This is a genomic window from Clostridium ragsdalei P11 (assembly GCF_001675165.1).
Taxonomy (GTDB): domain Bacteria; phylum Bacillota; class Clostridia; order Clostridiales; family Clostridiaceae; genus Clostridium_B; species Clostridium_B ragsdalei.
Map to the genome: position 1 here is coordinate 29349 of NZ_LROS01000006.1, position 19522 is coordinate 48870.

At 29.2% G+C, this 19522-nt stretch carries 19 protein-coding genes, 1 pseudogene and 1 riboswitch; of the genes and pseudogenes, 8 read left to right on the forward strand and 12 right to left on the reverse strand.

Translation table 11 applies throughout. The features are described from left to right. Nucleotides 1-14: 14 nt before the first annotated feature. Nucleotides 15-944 carry an AraC family transcriptional regulator gene (locus CLRAG_RS02895; RefSeq protein WP_065077059.1) on the reverse strand — a complete coding sequence of 310 codons (930 nt, stop codon included), beginning with the start codon at nucleotides 942-944 and terminating at the stop codon, nucleotides 15-17. 230 nt (nucleotides 945-1174) lie between these two features. On the opposite strand from CLRAG_RS02895, the gene CLRAG_RS02900 reads away from it, so the two are divergent. Next, nucleotides 1175-1534, forward strand: coding sequence for a tetratricopeptide repeat protein (locus tag CLRAG_RS02900; protein WP_065076994.1), 360 nt, complete (start codon nucleotides 1175-1177; stop codon nucleotides 1532-1534). Between the two features lie 42 nt (nucleotides 1535-1576). On the opposite strand, the gene CLRAG_RS02905 is transcribed toward CLRAG_RS02900, so the two are convergent. The 3 genes from CLRAG_RS02905 to CLRAG_RS02915 form a co-directional block, all read right to left on the reverse strand. Further along, nucleotides 1577-2764, reverse strand: coding sequence for a transglutaminase-like domain-containing protein (locus CLRAG_RS02905; RefSeq protein WP_065076995.1), 1188 nt, complete (start codon nucleotides 2762-2764; stop codon nucleotides 1577-1579). A 70-nt stretch (nucleotides 2765-2834) separates the two neighbouring features. Beyond that, on the reverse strand, nucleotides 2835-3686 hold the full coding sequence (recX, locus tag CLRAG_RS02910; protein WP_065076996.1) for a recombination regulator RecX: 852 nt from the start codon (nucleotides 3684-3686) through the stop codon (nucleotides 2835-2837). A 209-nt stretch (nucleotides 3687-3895) separates the two neighbouring features. Beyond that, nucleotides 3896-5146, reverse strand: a complete 1251-nt coding sequence (locus tag CLRAG_RS02915) for a M16 family metallopeptidase (protein ID WP_065076997.1) — start codon at nucleotides 5144-5146, stop codon at nucleotides 3896-3898. A 185-nt stretch (nucleotides 5147-5331) separates the two neighbouring features. On the opposite strand from CLRAG_RS02915, the gene CLRAG_RS02920 reads away from it, so the two are divergent. Continuing rightward, nucleotides 5332-6909 (forward strand): DEAD/DEAH box helicase, encoded by a 1578-nt coding sequence (locus CLRAG_RS02920; protein ID WP_065076998.1) that lies wholly within the window; start codon nucleotides 5332-5334, stop codon nucleotides 6907-6909. A 253-nt stretch (nucleotides 6910-7162) separates the two neighbouring features. Continuing rightward, nucleotides 7163-7732, forward strand: a complete 570-nt coding sequence (locus tag CLRAG_RS02925) for a flavin reductase family protein (protein WP_065076999.1) — start codon at nucleotides 7163-7165, stop codon at nucleotides 7730-7732. 143 nt (nucleotides 7733-7875) lie between these two features. Next, a riboswitch (SAM riboswitch) is annotated at nucleotides 7876-7976 on the reverse strand. Nucleotides 7977-8076: 100 nt separating this feature from the next. Here the strand turns inward: CLRAG_RS02925 and greA are convergent. After that, nucleotides 8077-8540, reverse strand: a pseudogene (greA, locus tag CLRAG_RS02930) (transcription elongation factor GreA). A 591-nt stretch (nucleotides 8541-9131) separates the two neighbouring features. Here greA and CLRAG_RS02935 point away from each other — a divergent pair. The 3 genes from CLRAG_RS02935 to CLRAG_RS02945 all read left to right on the forward strand — a co-directional run bounded on the left by CLRAG_RS02935 (nucleotide 9132) and on the right by CLRAG_RS02945 (nucleotide 12437). Next, nucleotides 9132-9980 carry a YitT family protein gene (locus CLRAG_RS02935; RefSeq protein ID WP_065077000.1) on the forward strand — a complete coding sequence of 283 codons (849 nt, stop codon included), beginning with the start codon at nucleotides 9132-9134 and terminating at the stop codon, nucleotides 9978-9980. Nucleotides 9981-10080: 100 nt separating this feature from the next. Beyond that, the gene (locus CLRAG_RS02940) at nucleotides 10081-10725 is read left to right on the forward strand and encodes an undecaprenyl diphosphate synthase family protein (protein ID WP_065077001.1); all 645 of its coding nucleotides are present in this window, start codon (nucleotides 10081-10083) and stop codon (nucleotides 10723-10725) included. 803 nt (nucleotides 10726-11528) lie between these two features. Continuing rightward, on the forward strand, nucleotides 11529-12437 hold the full coding sequence (locus CLRAG_RS02945; RefSeq protein ID WP_065077002.1) for a cation diffusion facilitator family transporter: 909 nt from the start codon (nucleotides 11529-11531) through the stop codon (nucleotides 12435-12437). Between the two features lie 34 nt (nucleotides 12438-12471). Here CLRAG_RS02945 and CLRAG_RS02950 read toward each other — a convergent pair whose 3' ends face one another. The 6 genes from CLRAG_RS02950 to cobC all read right to left on the reverse strand — a co-directional run bounded on the left by CLRAG_RS02950 (nucleotide 12472) and on the right by cobC (nucleotide 16307). Continuing rightward, a complete protein-coding gene (locus CLRAG_RS02950) occupies nucleotides 12472-12672 on the reverse strand; it encodes a DUF1858 domain-containing protein (protein ID WP_065077003.1) in 201 nt (66 codons plus the stop codon). Between the two features lie 80 nt (nucleotides 12673-12752). After that, nucleotides 12753-12947 carry a DUF1858 domain-containing protein gene (locus CLRAG_RS02955; RefSeq protein WP_065077004.1) on the reverse strand — a complete coding sequence of 65 codons (195 nt, stop codon included), beginning with the start codon at nucleotides 12945-12947 and terminating at the stop codon, nucleotides 12753-12755. 295 nt (nucleotides 12948-13242) lie between these two features. Then, nucleotides 13243-14289: an FAD:protein FMN transferase gene (locus tag CLRAG_RS02960; protein WP_065077060.1), complete on the reverse strand. Its 1047-nt coding sequence runs from the start codon at nucleotides 14287-14289 to the stop codon at nucleotides 13243-13245. Between the two features lie 29 nt (nucleotides 14290-14318). Beyond that, a complete protein-coding gene (gene cobU, locus CLRAG_RS02965; RefSeq protein WP_065077005.1) occupies nucleotides 14319-14867 on the reverse strand; it encodes a bifunctional adenosylcobinamide kinase/adenosylcobinamide-phosphate guanylyltransferase in 549 nt (182 codons plus the stop codon). Between the two features lie 33 nt (nucleotides 14868-14900). Continuing rightward, complete coding sequence (gene cobS / locus CLRAG_RS02970; protein WP_065077006.1) at nucleotides 14901-15659, reverse strand: adenosylcobinamide-GDP ribazoletransferase; 759 nt, start codon at nucleotides 15657-15659, stop codon at nucleotides 14901-14903. A gap of 54 nt (nucleotides 15660-15713) precedes the next feature. Beyond that, nucleotides 15714-16307: an alpha-ribazole phosphatase gene (gene cobC, locus CLRAG_RS02975; protein WP_065077007.1), complete on the reverse strand. Its 594-nt coding sequence runs from the start codon at nucleotides 16305-16307 to the stop codon at nucleotides 15714-15716. Between the two features lie 428 nt (nucleotides 16308-16735). Here cobC and perR point away from each other — a divergent pair, with 428 nt between their 5' ends. Beyond that, complete coding sequence (perR, locus tag CLRAG_RS02980) at nucleotides 16736-17158, forward strand: transcriptional regulator PerR (RefSeq protein WP_065077008.1); 423 nt, start codon at nucleotides 16736-16738, stop codon at nucleotides 17156-17158. 61 nt (nucleotides 17159-17219) lie between these two features. On the opposite strand, the gene CLRAG_RS02985 is transcribed toward perR, so the two are convergent. Beyond that, on the reverse strand, nucleotides 17220-18446 hold the full coding sequence (locus tag CLRAG_RS02985) for an ABC transporter substrate-binding protein (RefSeq protein WP_065077009.1): 1227 nt from the start codon (nucleotides 18444-18446) through the stop codon (nucleotides 17220-17222). 111 nt (nucleotides 18447-18557) lie between these two features. Between CLRAG_RS02985 and CLRAG_RS02990 the strand changes: the two genes are divergently transcribed. Next, complete coding sequence (locus CLRAG_RS02990) at nucleotides 18558-19499, forward strand: FG-GAP repeat domain-containing protein (RefSeq protein WP_065077010.1); 942 nt, start codon at nucleotides 18558-18560, stop codon at nucleotides 19497-19499. The last annotated feature ends 23 nt before the right edge of the window (nucleotides 19500-19522 follow it).

Sequence of the window (19522 nt, forward strand, 5' to 3'; positions counted from 1 at the left end):
AGATTTTAAGCATATTAGAAATGAATGGACTCAATGGGAACATAAATGTCCACTTTAATGATATGACTCTCGCTGTCATCCGGATTGTTAAGGTATACTTCAAAAGGATATGAATCTCTGGGAATGTAGCCACTGCCCATAAGCCATTCCCGGTACATATAATTCCAGGCATCACTGAACTGTTCCTTCTGAAGCTGAAAATGTCCCACCGCATACAGACCGCCTTCTAACTCCATCCTGCCAAGAACTCCATCTTCTTTAACTGCTATGTCCTTTGGAACCGTCAGACACAGGCTAGTACGAAACTGGCTCTCCTCTCCAAATTCCGGATTGTCATGGTACATGGCAAGCAGCCAATTCTGACCATTCACAAGAAGGTGCTGTTTCTTTGCATAAACAAATAACATCTTTATTAGATTGGCATATTCTTTTGCTAATGTCTCATAAGTACCTGTATGCCTTACATAAACAACCTGTTTTTCCTCGAGATTTTCTATGGTAATCTTACCGGTAACAGAAAAAGGATTACCCGTCCATTCTTTCTTTGCTGTGTCCTTATTATACTCAGACAATAAAAAAGAATCTTTGCAATTCTTGCTATATTCCTTCCGGTATTCTCTTGGACTAACTCCATAATAATTCTTAAATGCCCGAGAAAATACAGCTGAATCCGAAAATCCAAGTTCATAAGCAATGTCCGTTATATTTTTATCTGCCCGGTGTGCCAACAGAAACAATGCCCTCTCCATGCGAATCCGGTTCACATAATGTGCTAACGGTTCATGTAACATACCCTGAAAGATCCGACTGAAATGATATTTAGAAAATCCAGCGGCATTGGAAAGTTCCTCAATGGACAGAGACTGTCCTAAATGATACTCGATGTAATCCTGCACTTTATGAATTCTTCGTATGTACTCTTCCTGACACTTTAGATCTGACATATGAAGACTTTCAAAATGTTTTTTCAATTTTACCTCATCTCCCAATTCTTTATATAAGCAATTACATCTTACTATATAAATACTGTATTCCTTGTTTAAAATCCTTTAGATCCTACAATAATATAAAGCTTCTAAGCACATTTTTAAATATAAATGGAATATTTTTAGAAAATATGGATATAAATTTACTAAAGAACTATGAAATTCCATAGGAACCGAGGAGGATTAAAATGAGCTACTTTCAAGAGGCTAACGAATACTACAATGACAGAGATTACAAAAAGGCTATTGATATGTATGAAAAGGCAATACAAATAAAAGATAATGAAGCATCCTCACTGTATAATTCAGCAGTATGTTTCATAAAACTTAAAGATTACAAAAAAGCAATTAACTTATTAAATTCTGCTCTAAATATAAAGAGAGAAAGTAAATACTTTTTTAACCTGGGATATTGCTACACTATGATAAAAGATAACAAAAAAGCCCTCATATATTTTAACAACGCATGGTGCCTGAATAATGAGGACTCTGATTGTGAAAAAGCAATAAATGCCATATTAAAAAACTATATAACAAAATCAAAATAAGTAAGTACCACTCTAACACAATATGAGTGGAACTTACTTATGCTACCATTCTCCTGCTATCTGTGCATCTTTATGATCAAGTTGAAATCTCCTGCTGTCAAAATAATTTCCCCCTTTGTAAAAGGTAGTATCCACATTTATCCATTTACTTTTTTCAGGGATATATACTTGATTCCACGCATGACTTACCCAGCTTATTCCATTAAATCCCTCTCCAGTTATAAGTCTTACCTTCATGTTATTGGCTCTAGCCATAGCTACATACAGACAAGAATAGTCAAAACAAATTCCCTTTTTAGAATAAAAAGTTGGGATTGCACCTGATTTTACATTGAATTCATTGTTCAATACCTTATTTGCCTTCTCATGGTCATAGCTTATGTTAGTACCTATCCAATTATATAACATTTCTGCTCTTTCATTGGTATTACCCCCTTCTGAGGCAAGTGCTTTAGCTAAACTATTTATTTCACTATTGGATTTTACTCCTTCATCTAAAGTAACTCCATTATAATAAACTACTGTATTGGCTTCATTTTTAACCCTATCTAATTGATCTACACTCTTTGTTTCATTTGAATTTGCATTTCTTATTACTATTTTAAAAGAATTATTTATTACATTTGGCAGTTGTTTTGCAATAGTAGAATTAGTAACGGGAATAACTACTTCTTTGCAAATGCTTTTATAAGGCTTTGAGCCCTCTAAGTATGTGCTCAATTTAGGACTTACATTTAATATAGACATTATATTTAATACAAATACAACTAAAAGAGCATAACATACTGCCTTAGGCAGCTCAAATACCATTCCTGCTATTCTCTTAAACATATTTCCCTTTGGTCTTAAAAACCTATCTATACTATCTAACACAGGATAGAAAATAATACGATTTACTAAATTAAAAAATAATTTTATTATTCTATAACATATAAATATTAGAATGGGAAGAAGGACTGCATATACTATAAAATTATTGTTGTCAAAGTATTGTGTGAGATTTTGAGGTATTAAATTATATATCTTTTCATATATACCCTGGTCATGCTGTATAAATATCTTTTTACCAAAATATATCCCTATTATCAGAGATATTATAAATGAAATGCTTCTGCTTACATCATCAATATCCAATTTTAAATCATTAGAAGAAAACTTAAATAAAAATCCCTTTATGATGGGATATAAAAATATTCCCCCTATCATTAAAGTTATAGGGTTTACTTTCATAATAATAATCACCTCTAAATGGCAAAAAATTTATTGATAGTGATTGTGCATCACTTCATATACAAGCATTCTAATCCTTTAATAATTCATTTAATGTATTCTTTATATCTGTCCATAAATACCCCCTTCTTAAAAGATATTCTCCAAGCCGCCTATATATTTTATTTCTATCTGTTTCTGATTTAGTTATTATCCTATACCTTTTACTTGCCAGATTATATAGTTCATCTTTACTTTTTTCCTGTATACTTTCTTGAAAACTTTCCTTTTCCTCATCTTCTAGCTTGGCATACTTTTTTATGACTTTATCCGATACTGTCCTTGCTTTTTCAAAACTATATCCGCTTCTTGCCAAGTAGTTTCCCAATTTTTCATATACTTTTCTTAAGTTGTTTTCGCTTTTTATAAGCACAGCATACTTTTTTTCTGCTATGTTAAAAGCAGCTTTTTCCTCCTGTTCTTCATCTATAAGATCCAACTTTTTACTTATAATATCCTCGCTTATTCCTTTTTTAATAAGGGAATATCTTATTTTATTTTTACCTTGAGAATAAATCTTTTCTTTTATATAAAGTTCTGTAAACTTATCATCATCTACAAATTTGTATTCTTTTAAAAACTTTATAGTCCTTGAAATAGCATTTTCATCATATTGTTTTTGAACTAATTTATCCTTAATCTGTTTTTCTGTTTTATAAACCCTCTCTATAATTTTCAATGAACTACTTTTACATTTTATAAAATTATCTTCTTCAATTATACTTTTTAAATAATTCACATCAACAGATGTTCCCTTTGATATTCCATAACTATATACAAGTTCTGAACTGCAGGCAAATGCAAATTCTTCATTTATATATACATTTACCCTATCTTTATTTTTCTTTTGTAATTCAATTTTAGTTACTGTATAATTACTCAACCTAGCCCTCCCCCATATTATACATCAATAAATCTTACTTAGTGGGAAAAGCAGATATCCCAAATCTTTGATTTGATGATAGTCGCTTTCTCTTTAGAGTTTTGTTTCTTCCACTAAGTTTAGATGAATTATCTAGGGGCATAGCTACTGTTATCTCCCACTTTGATAGAAGTGGGAGTGTTACAGTAGGTAGCCATCAGATAATTTCATTAGTGAAAACTGCTGCGTTTAGATTCTCTTTTTAAAACATGAATCGTTGGATCTTTTAAGACAGTTCTAGCCACTTCATATATATTTTCTCTAGTTATACTTTCAATTTCATCTATATCATCAATACATTTATATATACTTTCACCTTCTATAGCCTGATGTAAAACATAATTTCCTATATCTGTGGCATCTTCAAGGGTAAATACTACTGCAGTTTTTAATATCTTCTTCATTAAGTTTATAGTATTATCATCAAATTTTATTTCCTCATTCTTTACTTTATATATGCATTTTTCTATAGTATTCATAGCAGATTTTATATTCTTTTCACTGACTGAAGTATATATATAGAGAGTCTTTACTCCCGTAGTTAAATCCAAATCCGTATATACATCATAAGCAAGTCCTTTTTCCTCTCTTAGTTTTCTAAATAAAATAGAATTGCTGCTTTCACCAAATCTATGATTCAATATTTTGAGTGCCAATTCCTCTTTTTCATTTAATCCATAAAAAGTAAAAAGATACACAATAGTACTCTGTTCTATATCTTTTTTATAAGAGACTTCCCTACAGGGTATATTTTGTTCAATTATTATGTCGTTTCTAGTAAATTCCTTGTACTTCCAGTCTTTAAAATATTTCCATACCAAATCATAAATCTCTTCGTGTTCATAAGAAGAAACTACTGTTATGAAGCAATTATTAGGAACATAATAATTATTATAAAATTCAATTAAATCTTTCCTTGTAAATTTAGTTACTCCCTGTTCATCTCCTGCAGTATCATATCTCAATGGACCTTTTTTAAAAGCTAGTTTATTTACTTTTTCAAAACTATAAGCTTCTATATCATCTTTACTGCTTTTTATTTCTGATAATATAACTTCTCTTTCCTTTTCAATTTCTTCATCCGGAAATATAGAATTTATAAACATATCGGAAATAATTTCCACAGACTTTTCTAATTCTTCCCTTAATGAGGTAATACTATACACTGTAGAATTATTGTCTGTATATGCATTATATTCTCCCCCCAGAATTTCTAAATCATTGTTTAATTTTTTATTGTCTCTAGACTTAGTACCCTTAAAAAGCATATGTTCAATAAAATGTGATATGCCCTTTTCCTGAACACTTTCATATATAGCTCCTATTTTAATTCCAGCATGAAAAGCCGCTATATAAGTATCTCTTTTTATAGTAATAAGTTTTATACCATTAGGTAAAACTTTTTGTCTAGCATCAAACATATAAATTCTCCTCTTTAAATAAAAACTATCGTACATTATATTATAATTTATATACAGTGAAATAGAAAGAGCATAAAATTAGACTAATTGTTAATTACAGAAAATTAAATTAAAATTTGATAATATGTATATACTATGATATGATAAACTTTGTTTTGTAATATAAAAAAGAAAGAGGAGTTTTAATGGAAAATATTAATTTTAGTGATTTAAATTTAGATCCTAAGGTTCTTCAAGCAATTGATGATATGGGATTTGAAGAACCATCGCAAATTCAAGCTGAATCAATCCCTGTAATACTAGATGGGAATGACGTAATCGGTCAGGCACAGACAGGTACAGGAAAAACTTTAGCTTTTGGAGCACCTATGTTAAGCAAGATAACTACCAAAAGCAAACACATCTCAGCTCTTATAGTTACTCCCACTCGAGAACTTGCAATTCAAGTAAATGATGAGTTGTCCAGAATTGCTAAATTCAAAAAAGTAGCCCTATTACCTATATACGGTGGTCAACCTATAGACAGGCAAATTAGATCTTTAAAAAGAGGTGTAGATGTAGTAGTAGGCACCCCTGGAAGAATACTTGATCATATAAAGAGGAAAACTTTAGATCTTAGCAATATAGAATTCTTAATACTAGATGAAGCAGATGAAATGTTGGATATGGGTTTTATAGAAGATATAGAAAACATAATAAAAGCCGCAAATTCTGACAGACAGACATTGCTCTTCTCTGCTACTATGCCAGATCAGATAAAAAAGTTATCTTCCAGATATATGAAGTCAAATATTAAGTGCATAAAAATAGCTAAGAACACATTAACTGTAGAGAAAACAAAACAATATTACTATGAGATAAAACAAAAAGATAGATTTGAATCTTTATGTAGAATTCTAGACGTAGATGAACCTTCAAGTGCCATAATATTTTGCAAAACTAAACGTGGTGTAGATGAATTAGTAGAAGGTTTGCAAGCTAGAGGATATAATGTAGAAGGTATGCACGGTGACATGGGACAGAACCAGAGATTAAATACCCTTAGAAAGTTTAAAGAAGGTTCCCTTGAATTCTTAGTTGCCACAGACGTAGCTGCAAGAGGTATAGATGTGGAAAATGTTTCCCACGTTATAAATTATGACCTCCCACAGGACACAGAATCTTATGTCCATAGAATTGGAAGAACCGGAAGGGCAAACAAAGAAGGTATTGCATATTCCTTAGTAACACCTAGAGAATACATACTTTTAAAGCAAATAGAGAAATTTACTAAAAGCAAGATAAGAAGGAAGGAAATTCCTACAGTAGATGATATTTATGAAGCTAAGTATAAAAATATAGAAGAACAAGTTAGAAATATTATATCTGAAGACAATTATAAAAATTTTATTCCTATAGCAACTGAATTAGATGAAGAATACAATCTAGTAGACGTAGCAGCTGCTCTTATGAAAATAATTTTTGACAAAGAATTGAGCTTTGACTATAAGGAAAATTCCTTAACTGTAGATGAAAAAGATGTTAGATTATTCCTATCCATAGGTAGAATGGATAATTTAACTCCTAGAAAACTTTTAAAATTTATAAGTGAAACTTCTTCAGTTGAAGCCTATGAAATAGGTGATATAGATATACTAAATAAATTTACATTTATAAATGTCCCAGAAAGAGTATCTTCTATTATATTGAAAAAAACTAATGGTAAAAAACTTCAGGGAAGAAGAGTTTCAGTTGAAGTGGCTAAAAGTAAAAAATCTCATTAGTTTACTTTTAGTATACTGTTTAAATGTCTTATAATAAAACAATTAAGCCCTATGTCCCAAGGAATATGTCTCAATTTAAGGGTTTTGGGGCTTTTTGTAATTTAAAAATATTGTTTCTAAATTATAATTACAAATTTATATCTATAAAAATTATATATATAATTGCAAAAATTTTTATCATAACAACATTTACCATGATACTTCATATTAAATAGATTTTAAAAGAATAATTTAATAGAAAAGGAGATTTACAATGTCTAAAATATTTTTTAAAGGCAGTTGTATGCTGAATCCTGTACCTTCAGTACTTATAACTTCAAAAAGTAAAAATAGAGATATAAATGTGTTCACTGCTGCCTGGGTAGGTAATGCATGTACTAAACCACCTATGATTACTATAGCCATAAAACCAGAAAGATTATCCTATAAATACATAAAGGAGACAATGGAATTTGCAGTAAACCTTCCTTCTAGAAATTTAACCAGAATTGTAGATTTATGCGGTGTAAAATCTGGCAAAGACTTTAATAAAATAAAAGAATGTAAATTAGAATTAGAAAAAAGTGAAAAAATATCCGTTCCTTGTATTAAAGAATGTGCTGTTAACATGGAATGCAAGGTTAAAAATATAATTCCTCTTGGAAGCCATCATTTATTTATAGCTGAAATTTCATCAGTTCACGTAGATGAAAATCTAATAGACAATAAGGGCAAAATACATTTAGAAAAAGCTGATCTCATATGTTATTCTCACGGAGAATACTTTCCTATAAATTCAAAGCCTCTAGGCAAATTTGGATTTTCCGTCAAAAAGAAAAGGTAGTTTTAAATTAAAATACAGAGTTTCTAAGTAGAAAGTTTACTTATACCAGCCATATACTAACAAATTTCATCACACTAAAAACTTTTTATACTCAAAAAAACCTTCCTGTAGATAAGCCTACAGGAAGATTAATATTCTTCCACTTCTTATCTTTCAGGTAATACCTGCTGGAATTGGCACCGTTGGATTACATCCAGGTTGCCGGGCTTCATAGGGCCAGTCCCTCTACCGCTCTTGATAAGAACTTAATATTTAATTTAATAAAATGTAGCAAACTGCTAATTATTTGTCAACATATTTTCATCAATTTAACTTATAAAAATAAAACATTCAACACACTTATTTTACAATAATTTTTCAACCTGCACATCATAACTTCCATCAGGAGATGCCACAGTTGCCTTTTGACCTACTTTTAGTTTATAAAGTGCCTTTCCTAAAGGAGACTCTATACTTATCTTCATATTCTTAACATCTGCTTCTACTGTACTAACTAAGGTAACTTCTTCAGTTTCATCTACGTCACAAAATTTTACTAATGCGGTTTTATTTATATCGAATACGTCTGCTTCTGAAGAGCTTTCTATTATTACTGCATTTTTGAGCTGAGCTTCAAGTTCCTGTATTCTAGTCTCAGTCATAGATTGATCATCTTTTGCAGCATCATAATCTGCATTTTCACTTAAATCACCTTGTGCACGTGCTGCTTTCAACGCTAACTTAATTTCTACCCTTTTAACTGTTTTTAAGTATTCTAATTCATCTTCTAACTTTTTTTACCTGATTCTGTAAGAATCACATCTTGCATAAAAAAATCACCCACTATTCTAAATTTTATCTGATGGCTACCTACTGTAACACTTTCAATAAGTAAGATTCATTGATAAGGCTTTGCTGCGAAACTTGATAAATTTTGTATAAGTTTAATAGCTTTTATACATTTATTTACTTTACTATTTTATTATAATATTACTAATTAAATAATACAAGTTAAATGTAATCAATTCACAATTCACAATTTCAGTAGATTTTTCTCCACTGTGCTGCGAAAAATTTAAAATTTAAAATTTAAAGCTTATTGAAGCTTTGCTTCAATAGTGCTACATTTTACATTTTCTGAAGTTTTAACAGAAAAAAATCATCCTTAATTGTGAATTAATTGCTTCGCAATGTTTTTAAACTGCGAAAGTTGAGTTAATAAATATTGTATAACATTGACATTAAAATATCTATCATTATATAATATTATTGGAAGTAAATTTAAAAAGACATTCTCACAATGAATTTGTGTGTAATGAGAGCATATAAATCTAAGAATTTCTTACTTGGGTTTTATGTGCTTTTTTTGATGAATAAACTACGAAATTAAATAGAAATTATATATAGGAGGCTTTGACTTATGAAAATAAATTTGAAAGATATTTTTCTTATACTAGTAGGTTCACTTTTTGTAGCTTTTGGCACTTATTTTTTTCTAGCTCCAAATCATATAGCAGCTGGAGGAACAAGCGGTATAGCCATAATTATAAACAGTATATTTCCAAGTATTCCAATAGGTCTTTTAATGATGGGCATGGAAGTTATACTTTTTACCATTGGTATAATTGTAATTGGACCTGTGTTTGGTGGTAAAACCATATTTTGTAGTTTTTCTATATCTGCTCTTGTACTTTTAATGGGAAAAATGTATCCTAATATAAAGCCTTTCAGCAATGATATTTTAATTCAACTCATATTAGGCATACTCATATGTGGATTAGGTATGGGCATTGTTTTTAACTTAAACGCCTCTACTGGTGGAACAGATATAATTGCAAAAATAATAAACAAATACACTCAAATAAGTATAGGCAAATCTGTTTTGATGGCAGACATCGCAATAACTATAGCAGCAACCCTAATACTTGGAGTAAATAAAGGAATGTATGCAATTCTTGGAGTAATATTGAACTCTACTATAATTGATAAAGTTATATTAAGTTTGAACTCCTATAAGCAAGTAGCTATAATAAGTAACAATGGTGAAAATATAAAAAAATATATTGTAAATGAACTATCTAGAAGTGCAACTATCTATTACGCCAAAGGAGCCTATAAAAATAGCAATAAAGAAGTTATAACCACCATTTTGGACAGAAAACAGTTTTTAAAGTTAAAAAATTATATAAAAGTTTTAGATGACAAGGCCTTTATTACTGTAAATGATGTAAATGAAGTACTAGGAGAAGGATTTACTCGTATAATATAAAAAACTTTGTAGTTTTTTATATTTAATTTTCATTGTAGAATAATAATCCAACTCTTGGTAATAATTTAAATTAGTACTTAAACTAGAGGAGGATGTAAAAATGGCACTGCCAAATCACATAGGTATAATTCCAGATGGAAACAGGCGCTGGGCAGTTAAAAGAGGGTTAAGTAAAGAAAAAGGATATAGTTTTGGTCTAAAACCTGGAATAGAATTATTTAAATTATGTGAAAAATTAGGGATAAATGAATTAACCTATTATGGATTCACTACAGATAATACTAAAAGACCATCAATTCAAGCTAAAGCCTTCACCAAAGCTTGTATAGAAGCTGTAAAAATACTTTCAAAAGAAAATGCTTCTCTTTTAGTAGTTGGAAACTCTGACTCTCCTATGTTTCCAAAAGAACTTCTCCCTTATATGGTTAGAAAAAATTTCGGTAAAGGGGGAATAAAAGTTAATTTTTTAGTAAATTACGGATGGGAATGGGATTTAGGTAAAACTAAAAATTTATCAACTACAAATAGACATTCCATTATATCCAGTCTAAATTCCCATGATATATCAAGAGTAGATTTAATAATAAGATGGGGTGGTAGAAGAAGGCTCAGTGGATTTTTACCAGTTCAATCTGTATATTCAGATTTTTACATAATAGATGACTATTGGCCTGATTTTAAAATGGAACATTTAATGCATGCTCTAAAATGGTATAACGATCAGGATATAACTTTAGGTGGTTAATTTTCTTAATTTAAATATAGAGTTTCTAAGTAAAAAATCAACTTATACTTCGTATATTTTTTACAACCTTCAGCTCGTTAAATATTTTGGTAAGTCTAAGTAACTAATTAGCAATTAACAATTAACGATGATTTTCTGTTGTCACAGAAAATCTAAAGATTTAAAGTTCATAGTACTTATTGTTTAGATTTTTCATAACACTTGCGGAGAAAAATCTACTGAAATTGTGAATTGTGAACTAACTATTAAGACTTATATACAAAATATTTAAAAGAGCTTCATTATTGTAAAAATATTCATACGTATAAGTTGATTTTTAAGTCACAATACCCATCTAAATCTATAATGTTTCTAATTGAAATTTTAACTTATACACAAAATGTAATGACGAAGTTGAAAACACCTTTAAAAACTTTTCCATAAGTCTTAGCGAGGTATTTTAGAAAATCTTAGGAGCTTAGATATGTTTGAGGTACGAGTTTAGATAAGGTTCTCAGATTTTCAAAATACCGAGTTTTAGACTTGTCAAAAGTTTTTATGGTGCTGAAATTTGTCATTACATGCTTTGTATAAGGTTACTTTCAAACTTCAAACCCTATAATCATATTTGTTTAATTTACATATAATAAATTGTGTGTTTATTTCCCTATCATTTAGGTTATGTTGAAGTCAATTTTCTTTATCAATTGAGAATACATATCGAAGTAGTTTTCTATTGACTTATAATGATTTTTGTCCTATTATAATAGGTATTAGTTCTTATCACTTGATAACTACTAAATTTTAGGGGAGATGTTTTTTAAATGGATGAAAAAGTAAAAACAGCAAGACTTTCTATAATTTCTAATGCATGTTTAATAACTATGAAATTAATAGTTGGGATAATTACGGGATCAGTTAGTATCCTATCAGAAGCCATACATTCAACTATGGATTTAATTGCAGCTATAATATCGTTTTTTTCTGTTAAAATATCATCCAAACCTGCAGATGCAGAGCATCCTTACGGGCACGGTAAATTCGAAAATGTATCCGGTGTAATCGAATCACTGCTTATATTTGTTGCATCCATATGGATAATAGTAGAAGCTATAAAAAAGATATTAAGCGGAGGAGAAGTAGCCTCATCCAGTCTGGGATTTTTTGTCATGTTTTTTTCTGCTGCAATAAACTTTTTAGTATCCAAAAGATTATATAAAGTAGCTAAAAAAACTGACTCTATTGCTTTAGAAGCAGATGCCCTTCATCTTAAAACAGATGTATATACTTCCCTTGGAGTTGGCTTAGGGCTTTTTCTAATATGGATTACAAAACTGCATTTTCTAGATCCTATAATAGCTGTAATTGTAGCTTTATTTATTTTAAAGGAAGCCTTATGTCTGTTAAAAAAAGCCTTTAATCCACTAGTAGATGTAAAATTATCTGATAAGGAAATTAGCATTGTAAAAGATTGTATATCTAAATACAGTTCCGGATATTGCAGTTTTCACAGATTAAGAACTAGGAAATCTGGAAATAAAAGATATGTAGATGTGCATTTAGTATTTCCTGAAGATATGCATATAAAAGTTGCCCATAAATTGTGTGATGACATAGAAAATGAAATGAGTCACTCACTTCAGAATACGGAAGTAATGATTCATCTGGAATCCTGTGACGATAAATGTAATAGCTGTAGACTTGCTGATACAGCAAAATGCAAAAATAGATAGGATTTTATCATCCTATCTATTTTAATGTTTTTTATTATTTATCTTCTACTTCATTTAAAGCTTTAACTAAACTGTTAACATCAATACCATGTACTGTAGCAGCTTCCTCAACTGTTTCTGCTAAAGATGCAGGACAGCCTATGCATCCCATTCCAAAATTCATCAATGTTTCAGCATATGCTGGCTTCATTTTTACTATTTCACCTATAGTTGTATCTTTAGATATCTTTGCCATAATTTTTAACCTCACTTTTCACTTTTTAATTTATATATTCATTTAATTTTTAATATACTTTTTATTAACAAATTCTAATCCTAAGATAGTGCATTTAATGCCCTTACTAAATTATCTGCATTTAATCCATGTACGTTTGCAGCTTCTTCTAATGTCTCTTCTTGAGATTCACCACAAGTCACACATCCCATTCCAAAAGTCATCAATCTTTCTGCATTTTTTGGATTCATTTTAATAATTTCAGCTATAGTCATATTCTTAGTTATTTCAGACATATTAAATACCTCCACCTACATTATTATAATTACATTAAATATATTTTATACAGCGAACTTACCTTATACTCAAATCTTTATCAATATAAAATTCAAGTCTGTACTTATTATTTAAGTACATTATTACCTAATAGATATTGTCACCATCATAATACTACTAAACTTGTCATATATCAAGTTTTATATATAATTCCTTGCTATTTATTATTTGCCATCTCACAAATAATCGCATATTATAATGTGCAGCAATTATATATTCTACTTCTACCCTTTTCATCCTATTTATCAGATAAAATTATTTTTTATTCATAAGCTTAAAATTCGAATTAGTAATTTCAAATTTACCTTTTAATCCATCTGTAATATAAACTTTTTTATCCTTTGTAATAAATATGGCCTGTAATCCATTTTTTTTGTTTACATAGTCCATTCCCTTATCCACTCCTAGATAAAATATATTTTTAGTCATGGCATCAGCATCTATGGAAATATCTGTGACCAAAGTAACACTAGCTAAATTATTATCCATAGGATACCCTGTAAAGGGATTTAATATATGATGATATTTTTTTCCATTTTTTTCGAAGTACCTTTCATATATGCCTGAAGTTACTACAGTTTTATTTGTAACATTTAAGCCCCCAGCAGGATCTCCTCTTGTTTTAAAAGGGTCTTGTACTCCTATATTCCATGGTTTTCCGTTAGTATTAGTATTTATAGCTAAAATATTTCCTCCCAGGTTCACAATGGCGTGTTTAACTCCATTTTCTTTTAATATTCTCGCAGCCTCATCTGCAGAATATCCCTTTGCAATTCCGCCTAGGTCCAAAGACATACCCTGTCTTTTTAGCATTACCTTACTATCCTTTTCATCTAATAGTAGATCTTTATAATTGATAAGTGATTTCTTTTCATCTATTTCGCTTTGAGAAGGAAGTCTGGCATTATCTGTTCCTATTCCCCATAGTTTAACTAAAGGTCCAACTGTTATGTCAAAAGCCCCTGATGACTGCTCTGAATAGTATTTTCCCTTTTTTAAAACATAAAATGTATCCTTGGATACTTTGACAAAATTCTTGCCTGCAGCATCTGCCACTGCATCCAATTCTGTGCCAGGTTTATTTACACTCATCTTATTTTCAATTTCTTTAATTTTAACAAAAGCCTTATCTATAACTGATTCAGGCTTATTGTCATATACAGTTATAGTACATATAGTACCAAGCATATATTCAGTTTTTGAAACAGGTTGCACATTGTCTTTTACACAAGAAGTTAAAGGAATTATAGAAACTATAATTATGACAATTAAAAATATATTTAGTTTTCTACTATGTTTCATATCATTTAACCTTTCTAATAAAAAATAATTTACTTTAGCTTTATAGGCAAACCACAAGCTACCATATATACTTCATCACTAAAGCGAGCTATAAACTGATTAACCCTTCCTAAAATATCTACAAATACTCTACTTAGCTTATACTCAGACACTACACTATATCCCACTTCATTAGTAACAATTAAAATATGCTTGTCACTATCTTTTATAGAAGATATTATATTGTCTACTTCCTTAATTATATCCTCTTCCAATTTTTCTATGTCTTCAGATGTAATATTGTCAAAGTCATAGTTTTTTTCAAAAATTATATTAGTTACCATAGTTCCTATACATTCTAACATTATGTATTTACTGCTTGATTTTTCTATAGCCTTGTCTAACTTAGTAAAGCCTTCATAAGTTTCCCATTTCTGATTTCTTCTTAGTTTATGCTTCTCAATTCTCTTTTTCATTTCACTGTCCGTAACTACAGCAGTTGCTATATAAAGTACGTCATCTTCATTTTCAAGAATTTTCTCTGCAAAGGTACTTTTTCCACTTCTACTGCCGCCTGTTATTAAAGTTATCTTTCCCATATTTTATCCTCCATCTCATGCCAATAACTCTGTTTATAATAGCTTAGTAAGTATAACAGCAGCTATTATCATAGTAAGTATTTCTACCATTTCATTATCTGCCCCAAATAAATCTCCTGTAAGGCCTCCGATTTTTTTATTGCAAAATACATTTATTAAAAGTGCCATAATCAAAGCGGAAGGTATCATTATAGCAGCATATTTTGGATTCATACCGCAAAGCAAAATGGCAATAGTTACAACGAGTGCTAAAAACATCTGAAGCTTTCCTATATTGCCTATAAAGAAGTTTCCTGTTCCTGTTTTCTTAGCTGTTTTACCTATAAAAGCTATAAATACTATTGAAAATCTACCTATAACAGGTGCAGCTATTATTATAAAAGAAAACCTAGGCACTATAGAACAAAGAAGACTGTATTTTAATATTATATCCATAACTATAGTAGCACAAGCATAACTTCCTATTCTGCTGTCTTTCATTATCTCTATAATTTTGTCATTACCTTTAAAAGCAAAAAATCCATCACTCATATCTCCTAGTCCATCTAAATGCAATGCACCTGTAAGCATTATACCAAGTAAAAGTATGATAGCTACACTTACACTTATAGGGAGTACCATTATACATAGTTTGTACACTATCCATTGAATCCCCCCTACCAATAGTCCTATGACTGGCATAAAGACGGTGCCTCTCCTAAAATTTTCTTGTTCACAAGAGAAGCTTTTATTAATTGGAATTCTAGTCATAAATTGAACCATTAAAAAAAAATCATTTATTAAATTCTTCAAAGTAATTCCTCCTAGTATAATCTATAGTATATTTGAATAAAATTGTAATCAATATTATGTATTAACGTGGGTAATACTATCTATAAATAAATTACTATATTCATACTTAACTAGAGTAACGTCTCCATTTTTTGAAGCAAATTTCCAGAAAAAATCTAGTATACCATCTAAAACATAACAATAAACTGATCTTATAACACCGCTGTGAGTAACTATTAAAACGTTATCTTTGTTTAACTTTAAAATATCATCCATAAAGCTTTTTACTCTAGAATAAAATTCAACGTAACTTTCTCCTTCAGGTGGTGACACACTTTTCCAATCATCACTCCACTTTTTCCATTCTTCAGGATAAAGTTTCATTATTTCTTTGTAATTTTTACCTTCAAACTTTCCAAGGTTCATCTCATTTAATCTTTCATCTATAACAATTTTCTTAGAATTACCTTCTAAAATTATCTTAGCTGTCTGAGATGCTCGCTTTCTGTCACTTACATAAACATCATCAAAGTCTATATTACTTAAAAGTTTTTTTGTCTGTTCCGCCTGACTTAAACCCTTTTCATTTAAAGATACGTCAAGTCTTCCATAATAATATTTATTATTATTTTCATTTGTTTGTCCATGTCTTACAAAATAAATATTCATGAGTTTTATCCTCCTGCATAAAGCCAGCAATGCATGCTAACTTACCTTAGTTATTATATAATATCTAAATAAAATATACAAATTTCAGTATAAACGTAAAAAAATAAGAGGGAAAATCTCCTCTCTTATTTTAAATGAGAATTAGGTATAAAGTATGTTAATTTATTAACTTTTACAAGTTAATAATACCACAATTTTCTTAATAATCAAGACTTTTTATAATAAGAAATATATATTTTATAACTTTTTATTAATTTATGATGATTTTATTACAATTACGTATTGTATATTTATTAACAAGTATATACATGTTATCTTAATAAATATAAGTATATAACACTTATAACAGTAATTACTATAAATTTAATTTTGACAACTAATAACTTTTATTATATAGTAGAATAGATTATAAAATAAGGATGGTGTATATGGATAATTTAACTTCTATTTTTAGAGAAAAAAAGCTAAAACTAACCCCTCAGCGTATTGCTGTATACAAATATTTACAATCTACTAAGAAGCATCCTTCAGCTGAAACCATATATAAAGCCCTTCAGCTAGAATATCCTACTATGAGCCTAGCAACTGTTTATAAAGCTTTAAAAACTTTAGTTGACGTAAAGTTAGTACAGGAAATCAATATAGGAGAAGGTAACTTTAGATATGATGGAAATGTTCATCCTCATTCTCATATACAGTGCATAGTTTGTGAGAAAGTAGATGACGTAGAAGGAATTTGTTTTTCTAATTTAAATGATAAAATTAAAGATTGTGTTGACTACGAAGTATTGAGTAATCAGGTTTATTTTTACGGCATATGTAAAGACTGCCAAAAAAATTCTAAAGAATAATGCTCGTAAGCAGCAAAAATCTAAGGCAGTTATCTTTCATAATTAAGGTAACTGCCTATTTTTAAGAGGACTCATCTACTACCTCATTCCATTCATTTTTAGTGTATTTTCCAGATAGTATACTGTCAACCTTGCTTGATATATTATTTTTAAAACTTTCTGGTACATTATATATAAATGCTATATTGTCTTCCGTGCTGTTTTCTAAGTGAGTTATTACACACTTTTTTATACCATCTTTTGAAATGTCTGAATTTTTAAATCCTGTTACAAAACCTTTGCCACTTAACTTTTTTTGAACATCTTTTCCAAATGCAAACTTTATAAATTCGTTTGTCTCTTCTGTGTTCTTACTACTTATAAGAACACTCATTATGGCATCTGCCATAATTGGAACTTTTAACTGACTTTTAGAATTTGGACTATAATACTCAAAGCATTTTATATTTTTGCTTTTTAAATTGTTCACATAATATGAAGATGCTATTATTACTGGAATGTCTCCTTTATCAAACTTTTTTAAACTTGATTCATTTCCTATTTCAAAAGTATCTTTGCTTATAGATCCATTTTTTACAAGATCATTTAACAAATCGAAACTTTTTTGAACCTCAGTTAACTTTTTGTATGCAGAAGGTCCGCTGTCATATATATTTTCAAGTTTCTTCATAGTAATCATATTGCTTGATATTATAGAAAATAAAGTATTATTAATATCCATTCCTTCATTAAGAACTACAGGTACTCTCATTGATGTAGAGTTCATTATCTTTAAAGAAGCATTAAATTCATCTATATTATTTGGCACTTTTAGGCCTAACTTATCGAAGGCACTTTTATTGCAGAGTATCTCTATAGTATAAGGCATTACAGCAATTCCATAATATCTATCATTAAACCTACCGTAAGATTTTACTGAAGTATAATATTTATCAGTTAATTTATTTTGTTCATACATATTTCCCATATCCGCCAAAAGTCCTTTTCTGACTAACTTTAGCATGTCATTTCTTGAAGCAATTACAATATCTATATCACTGGATTCACTTACATTTTCATCCACTTTTTCTCCTATAGCATTATTTATGTTTACCTTTGCCTTAGGATTTTTCTTTTTATATTCGTCTGTTAAAAATTTTATTATATTTAAAGATTCTTTGTCCTTTACACCTACATATATATTTATCTGTCTGTTTTTTTTGAGTGTCTCTGTATTTTTCCCACATGCAGATAAATTAAATAACAATATTATCATTAATAAAAATGTAATTATCTTATTTTTGAGCATAAATTCTATCATCTCCTTTAAATATAATTTAAGCCCTTTTTCTATAAATTTATTTTGTACATAATAATTAAATATATAATACATTCATATAATTAAGTGGAGGTGAAATTTATGAAATTCAGGATAATATTTCTAAAGAAAAAATACATCTACTTTTTTATATTATTATTGATATTTATATTAGCAGTCATAATTTTTATGGTATCTAGAAGCTCTTCTCCTTCATTTAACACTATTTCAAATAATAAAAAGATAAAAGCAGATTTTAATGGTGATGGAAAAGAAGATATATTATCTATTGTGCGTAATGAAAATAAATATTCAATGAAAGTAATAATTGGAGATAAGTCCTTTAATTTTCAAACAGATAGAAATTCCCCTATAATTGAAAGTTATTCTCCTTATTGGCCCATTAGAGTAATTCTTATGGATGTATCCAGGAATAAGATTCCTGAAATATTTGTACAAGGTTCCATTGCAAATAAACCAGTTCAACGTGTTTTTACATTCAATAATAATAAATTTGATAATATATTTTCAAATTATAACAACATATTAGGATTTATAGACTGTAAAAACAACAAGACGCCAAAAGTAATATCTGGTAAATTCCAAGGAGACAACATGACACTTTCAAATTACATTTTTTTAAACTATAAATTTAAAAATTATAATTATGAGAATGACAATACTTTTATGGGAAAGGATACTATATGCACATTTATTAAATTAATCCAGGGACTTCCTCAAAGTGAATCCTACAAACCTAAAGATATATTTTATTCTAATATATCCAGTGAAAATATGTCTCTAATAGGTAACATGTCCGGTGAAAACAATTCCTATGTATTTCAGGATGCACTGTTCATGGAAAATAAATGTGATGCAAATGGAAATACTTCTGAGTTATCCTGGGCATTAAATTTTAGAGCTATCTCTAACACAGATACCAACATAGTAAAAAACTATACACTAAATTTAGCTCTCATACCAGATAAAAGTAGTGAAAAAAAATATCATTTTAAAATTGCATCTATGTATAGATCTAAATAAAAAAGGGACCGTTCACGCGGTCC

What these genes read in the sequence shown, in the direction of transcription:
- CLRAG_RS02985 (WP_065077009.1), bottom strand. Translation starts at nt 18,446, where the DNA reads ATGCTCAAAAATAAGATAATTACATTTTTATTAATGATAATATTGTTA.
- cobC (WP_065077007.1), bottom strand. Translation starts at nt 16,307, where the DNA reads ATGAATATTTATTTTGTAAGACATGGACAAACAAATGAAAATAATAAT.
- CLRAG_RS02905 (WP_065076995.1), bottom strand. Translation starts at nt 2,764, where the DNA reads ATGAAAGTAAACCCTATAACTTTAATGATAGGGGGAATATTTTTATAT.
- CLRAG_RS02950 (WP_065077003.1), bottom strand. Translation starts at nt 12,672, where the DNA reads ATGGCAAAGATATCTAAAGATACAACTATAGGTGAAATAGTAAAAATG.
- CLRAG_RS02960 (WP_065077060.1), bottom strand. Translation starts at nt 14,289, where the DNA reads ATGAAACATAGTAGAAAACTAAATATATTTTTAATTGTCATAATTATA.
- CLRAG_RS02895 (WP_065077059.1), bottom strand. Translation starts at nt 944, where the DNA reads ATGTCAGATCTAAAGTGTCAGGAAGAGTACATACGAAGAATTCATAAA.
- CLRAG_RS02955 (WP_065077004.1), bottom strand. Translation starts at nt 12,947, where the DNA reads ATGTCTGAAATAACTAAGAATATGACTATAGCTGAAATTATTAAAATG.
- perR (WP_065077008.1), top strand. Translation starts at nt 16,736, where the DNA reads ATGGATAATTTAACTTCTATTTTTAGAGAAAAAAAGCTAAAACTAACC.
- CLRAG_RS02925 (WP_065076999.1), top strand. Translation starts at nt 7,163, where the DNA reads ATGTCTAAAATATTTTTTAAAGGCAGTTGTATGCTGAATCCTGTACCT.
- CLRAG_RS02900 (WP_065076994.1), top strand. Translation starts at nt 1,175, where the DNA reads ATGAGCTACTTTCAAGAGGCTAACGAATACTACAATGACAGAGATTAC.
- CLRAG_RS02915 (WP_065076997.1), bottom strand. Translation starts at nt 5,146, where the DNA reads ATGTTTGATGCTAGACAAAAAGTTTTACCTAATGGTATAAAACTTATT.
- CLRAG_RS02990 (WP_065077010.1), top strand. Translation starts at nt 18,558, where the DNA reads ATGAAATTCAGGATAATATTTCTAAAGAAAAAATACATCTACTTTTTT.
- CLRAG_RS02935 (WP_065077000.1), top strand. Translation starts at nt 9,132, where the DNA reads ATGAAAATAAATTTGAAAGATATTTTTCTTATACTAGTAGGTTCACTT.
- cobU (WP_065077005.1), bottom strand. Translation starts at nt 14,867, where the DNA reads ATGGGAAAGATAACTTTAATAACAGGCGGCAGTAGAAGTGGAAAAAGT.
- CLRAG_RS02940 (WP_065077001.1), top strand. Translation starts at nt 10,081, where the DNA reads ATGGCACTGCCAAATCACATAGGTATAATTCCAGATGGAAACAGGCGC.
- CLRAG_RS02920 (WP_065076998.1), top strand. Translation starts at nt 5,332, where the DNA reads ATGGAAAATATTAATTTTAGTGATTTAAATTTAGATCCTAAGGTTCTT.
- CLRAG_RS02945 (WP_065077002.1), top strand. Translation starts at nt 11,529, where the DNA reads ATGGATGAAAAAGTAAAAACAGCAAGACTTTCTATAATTTCTAATGCA.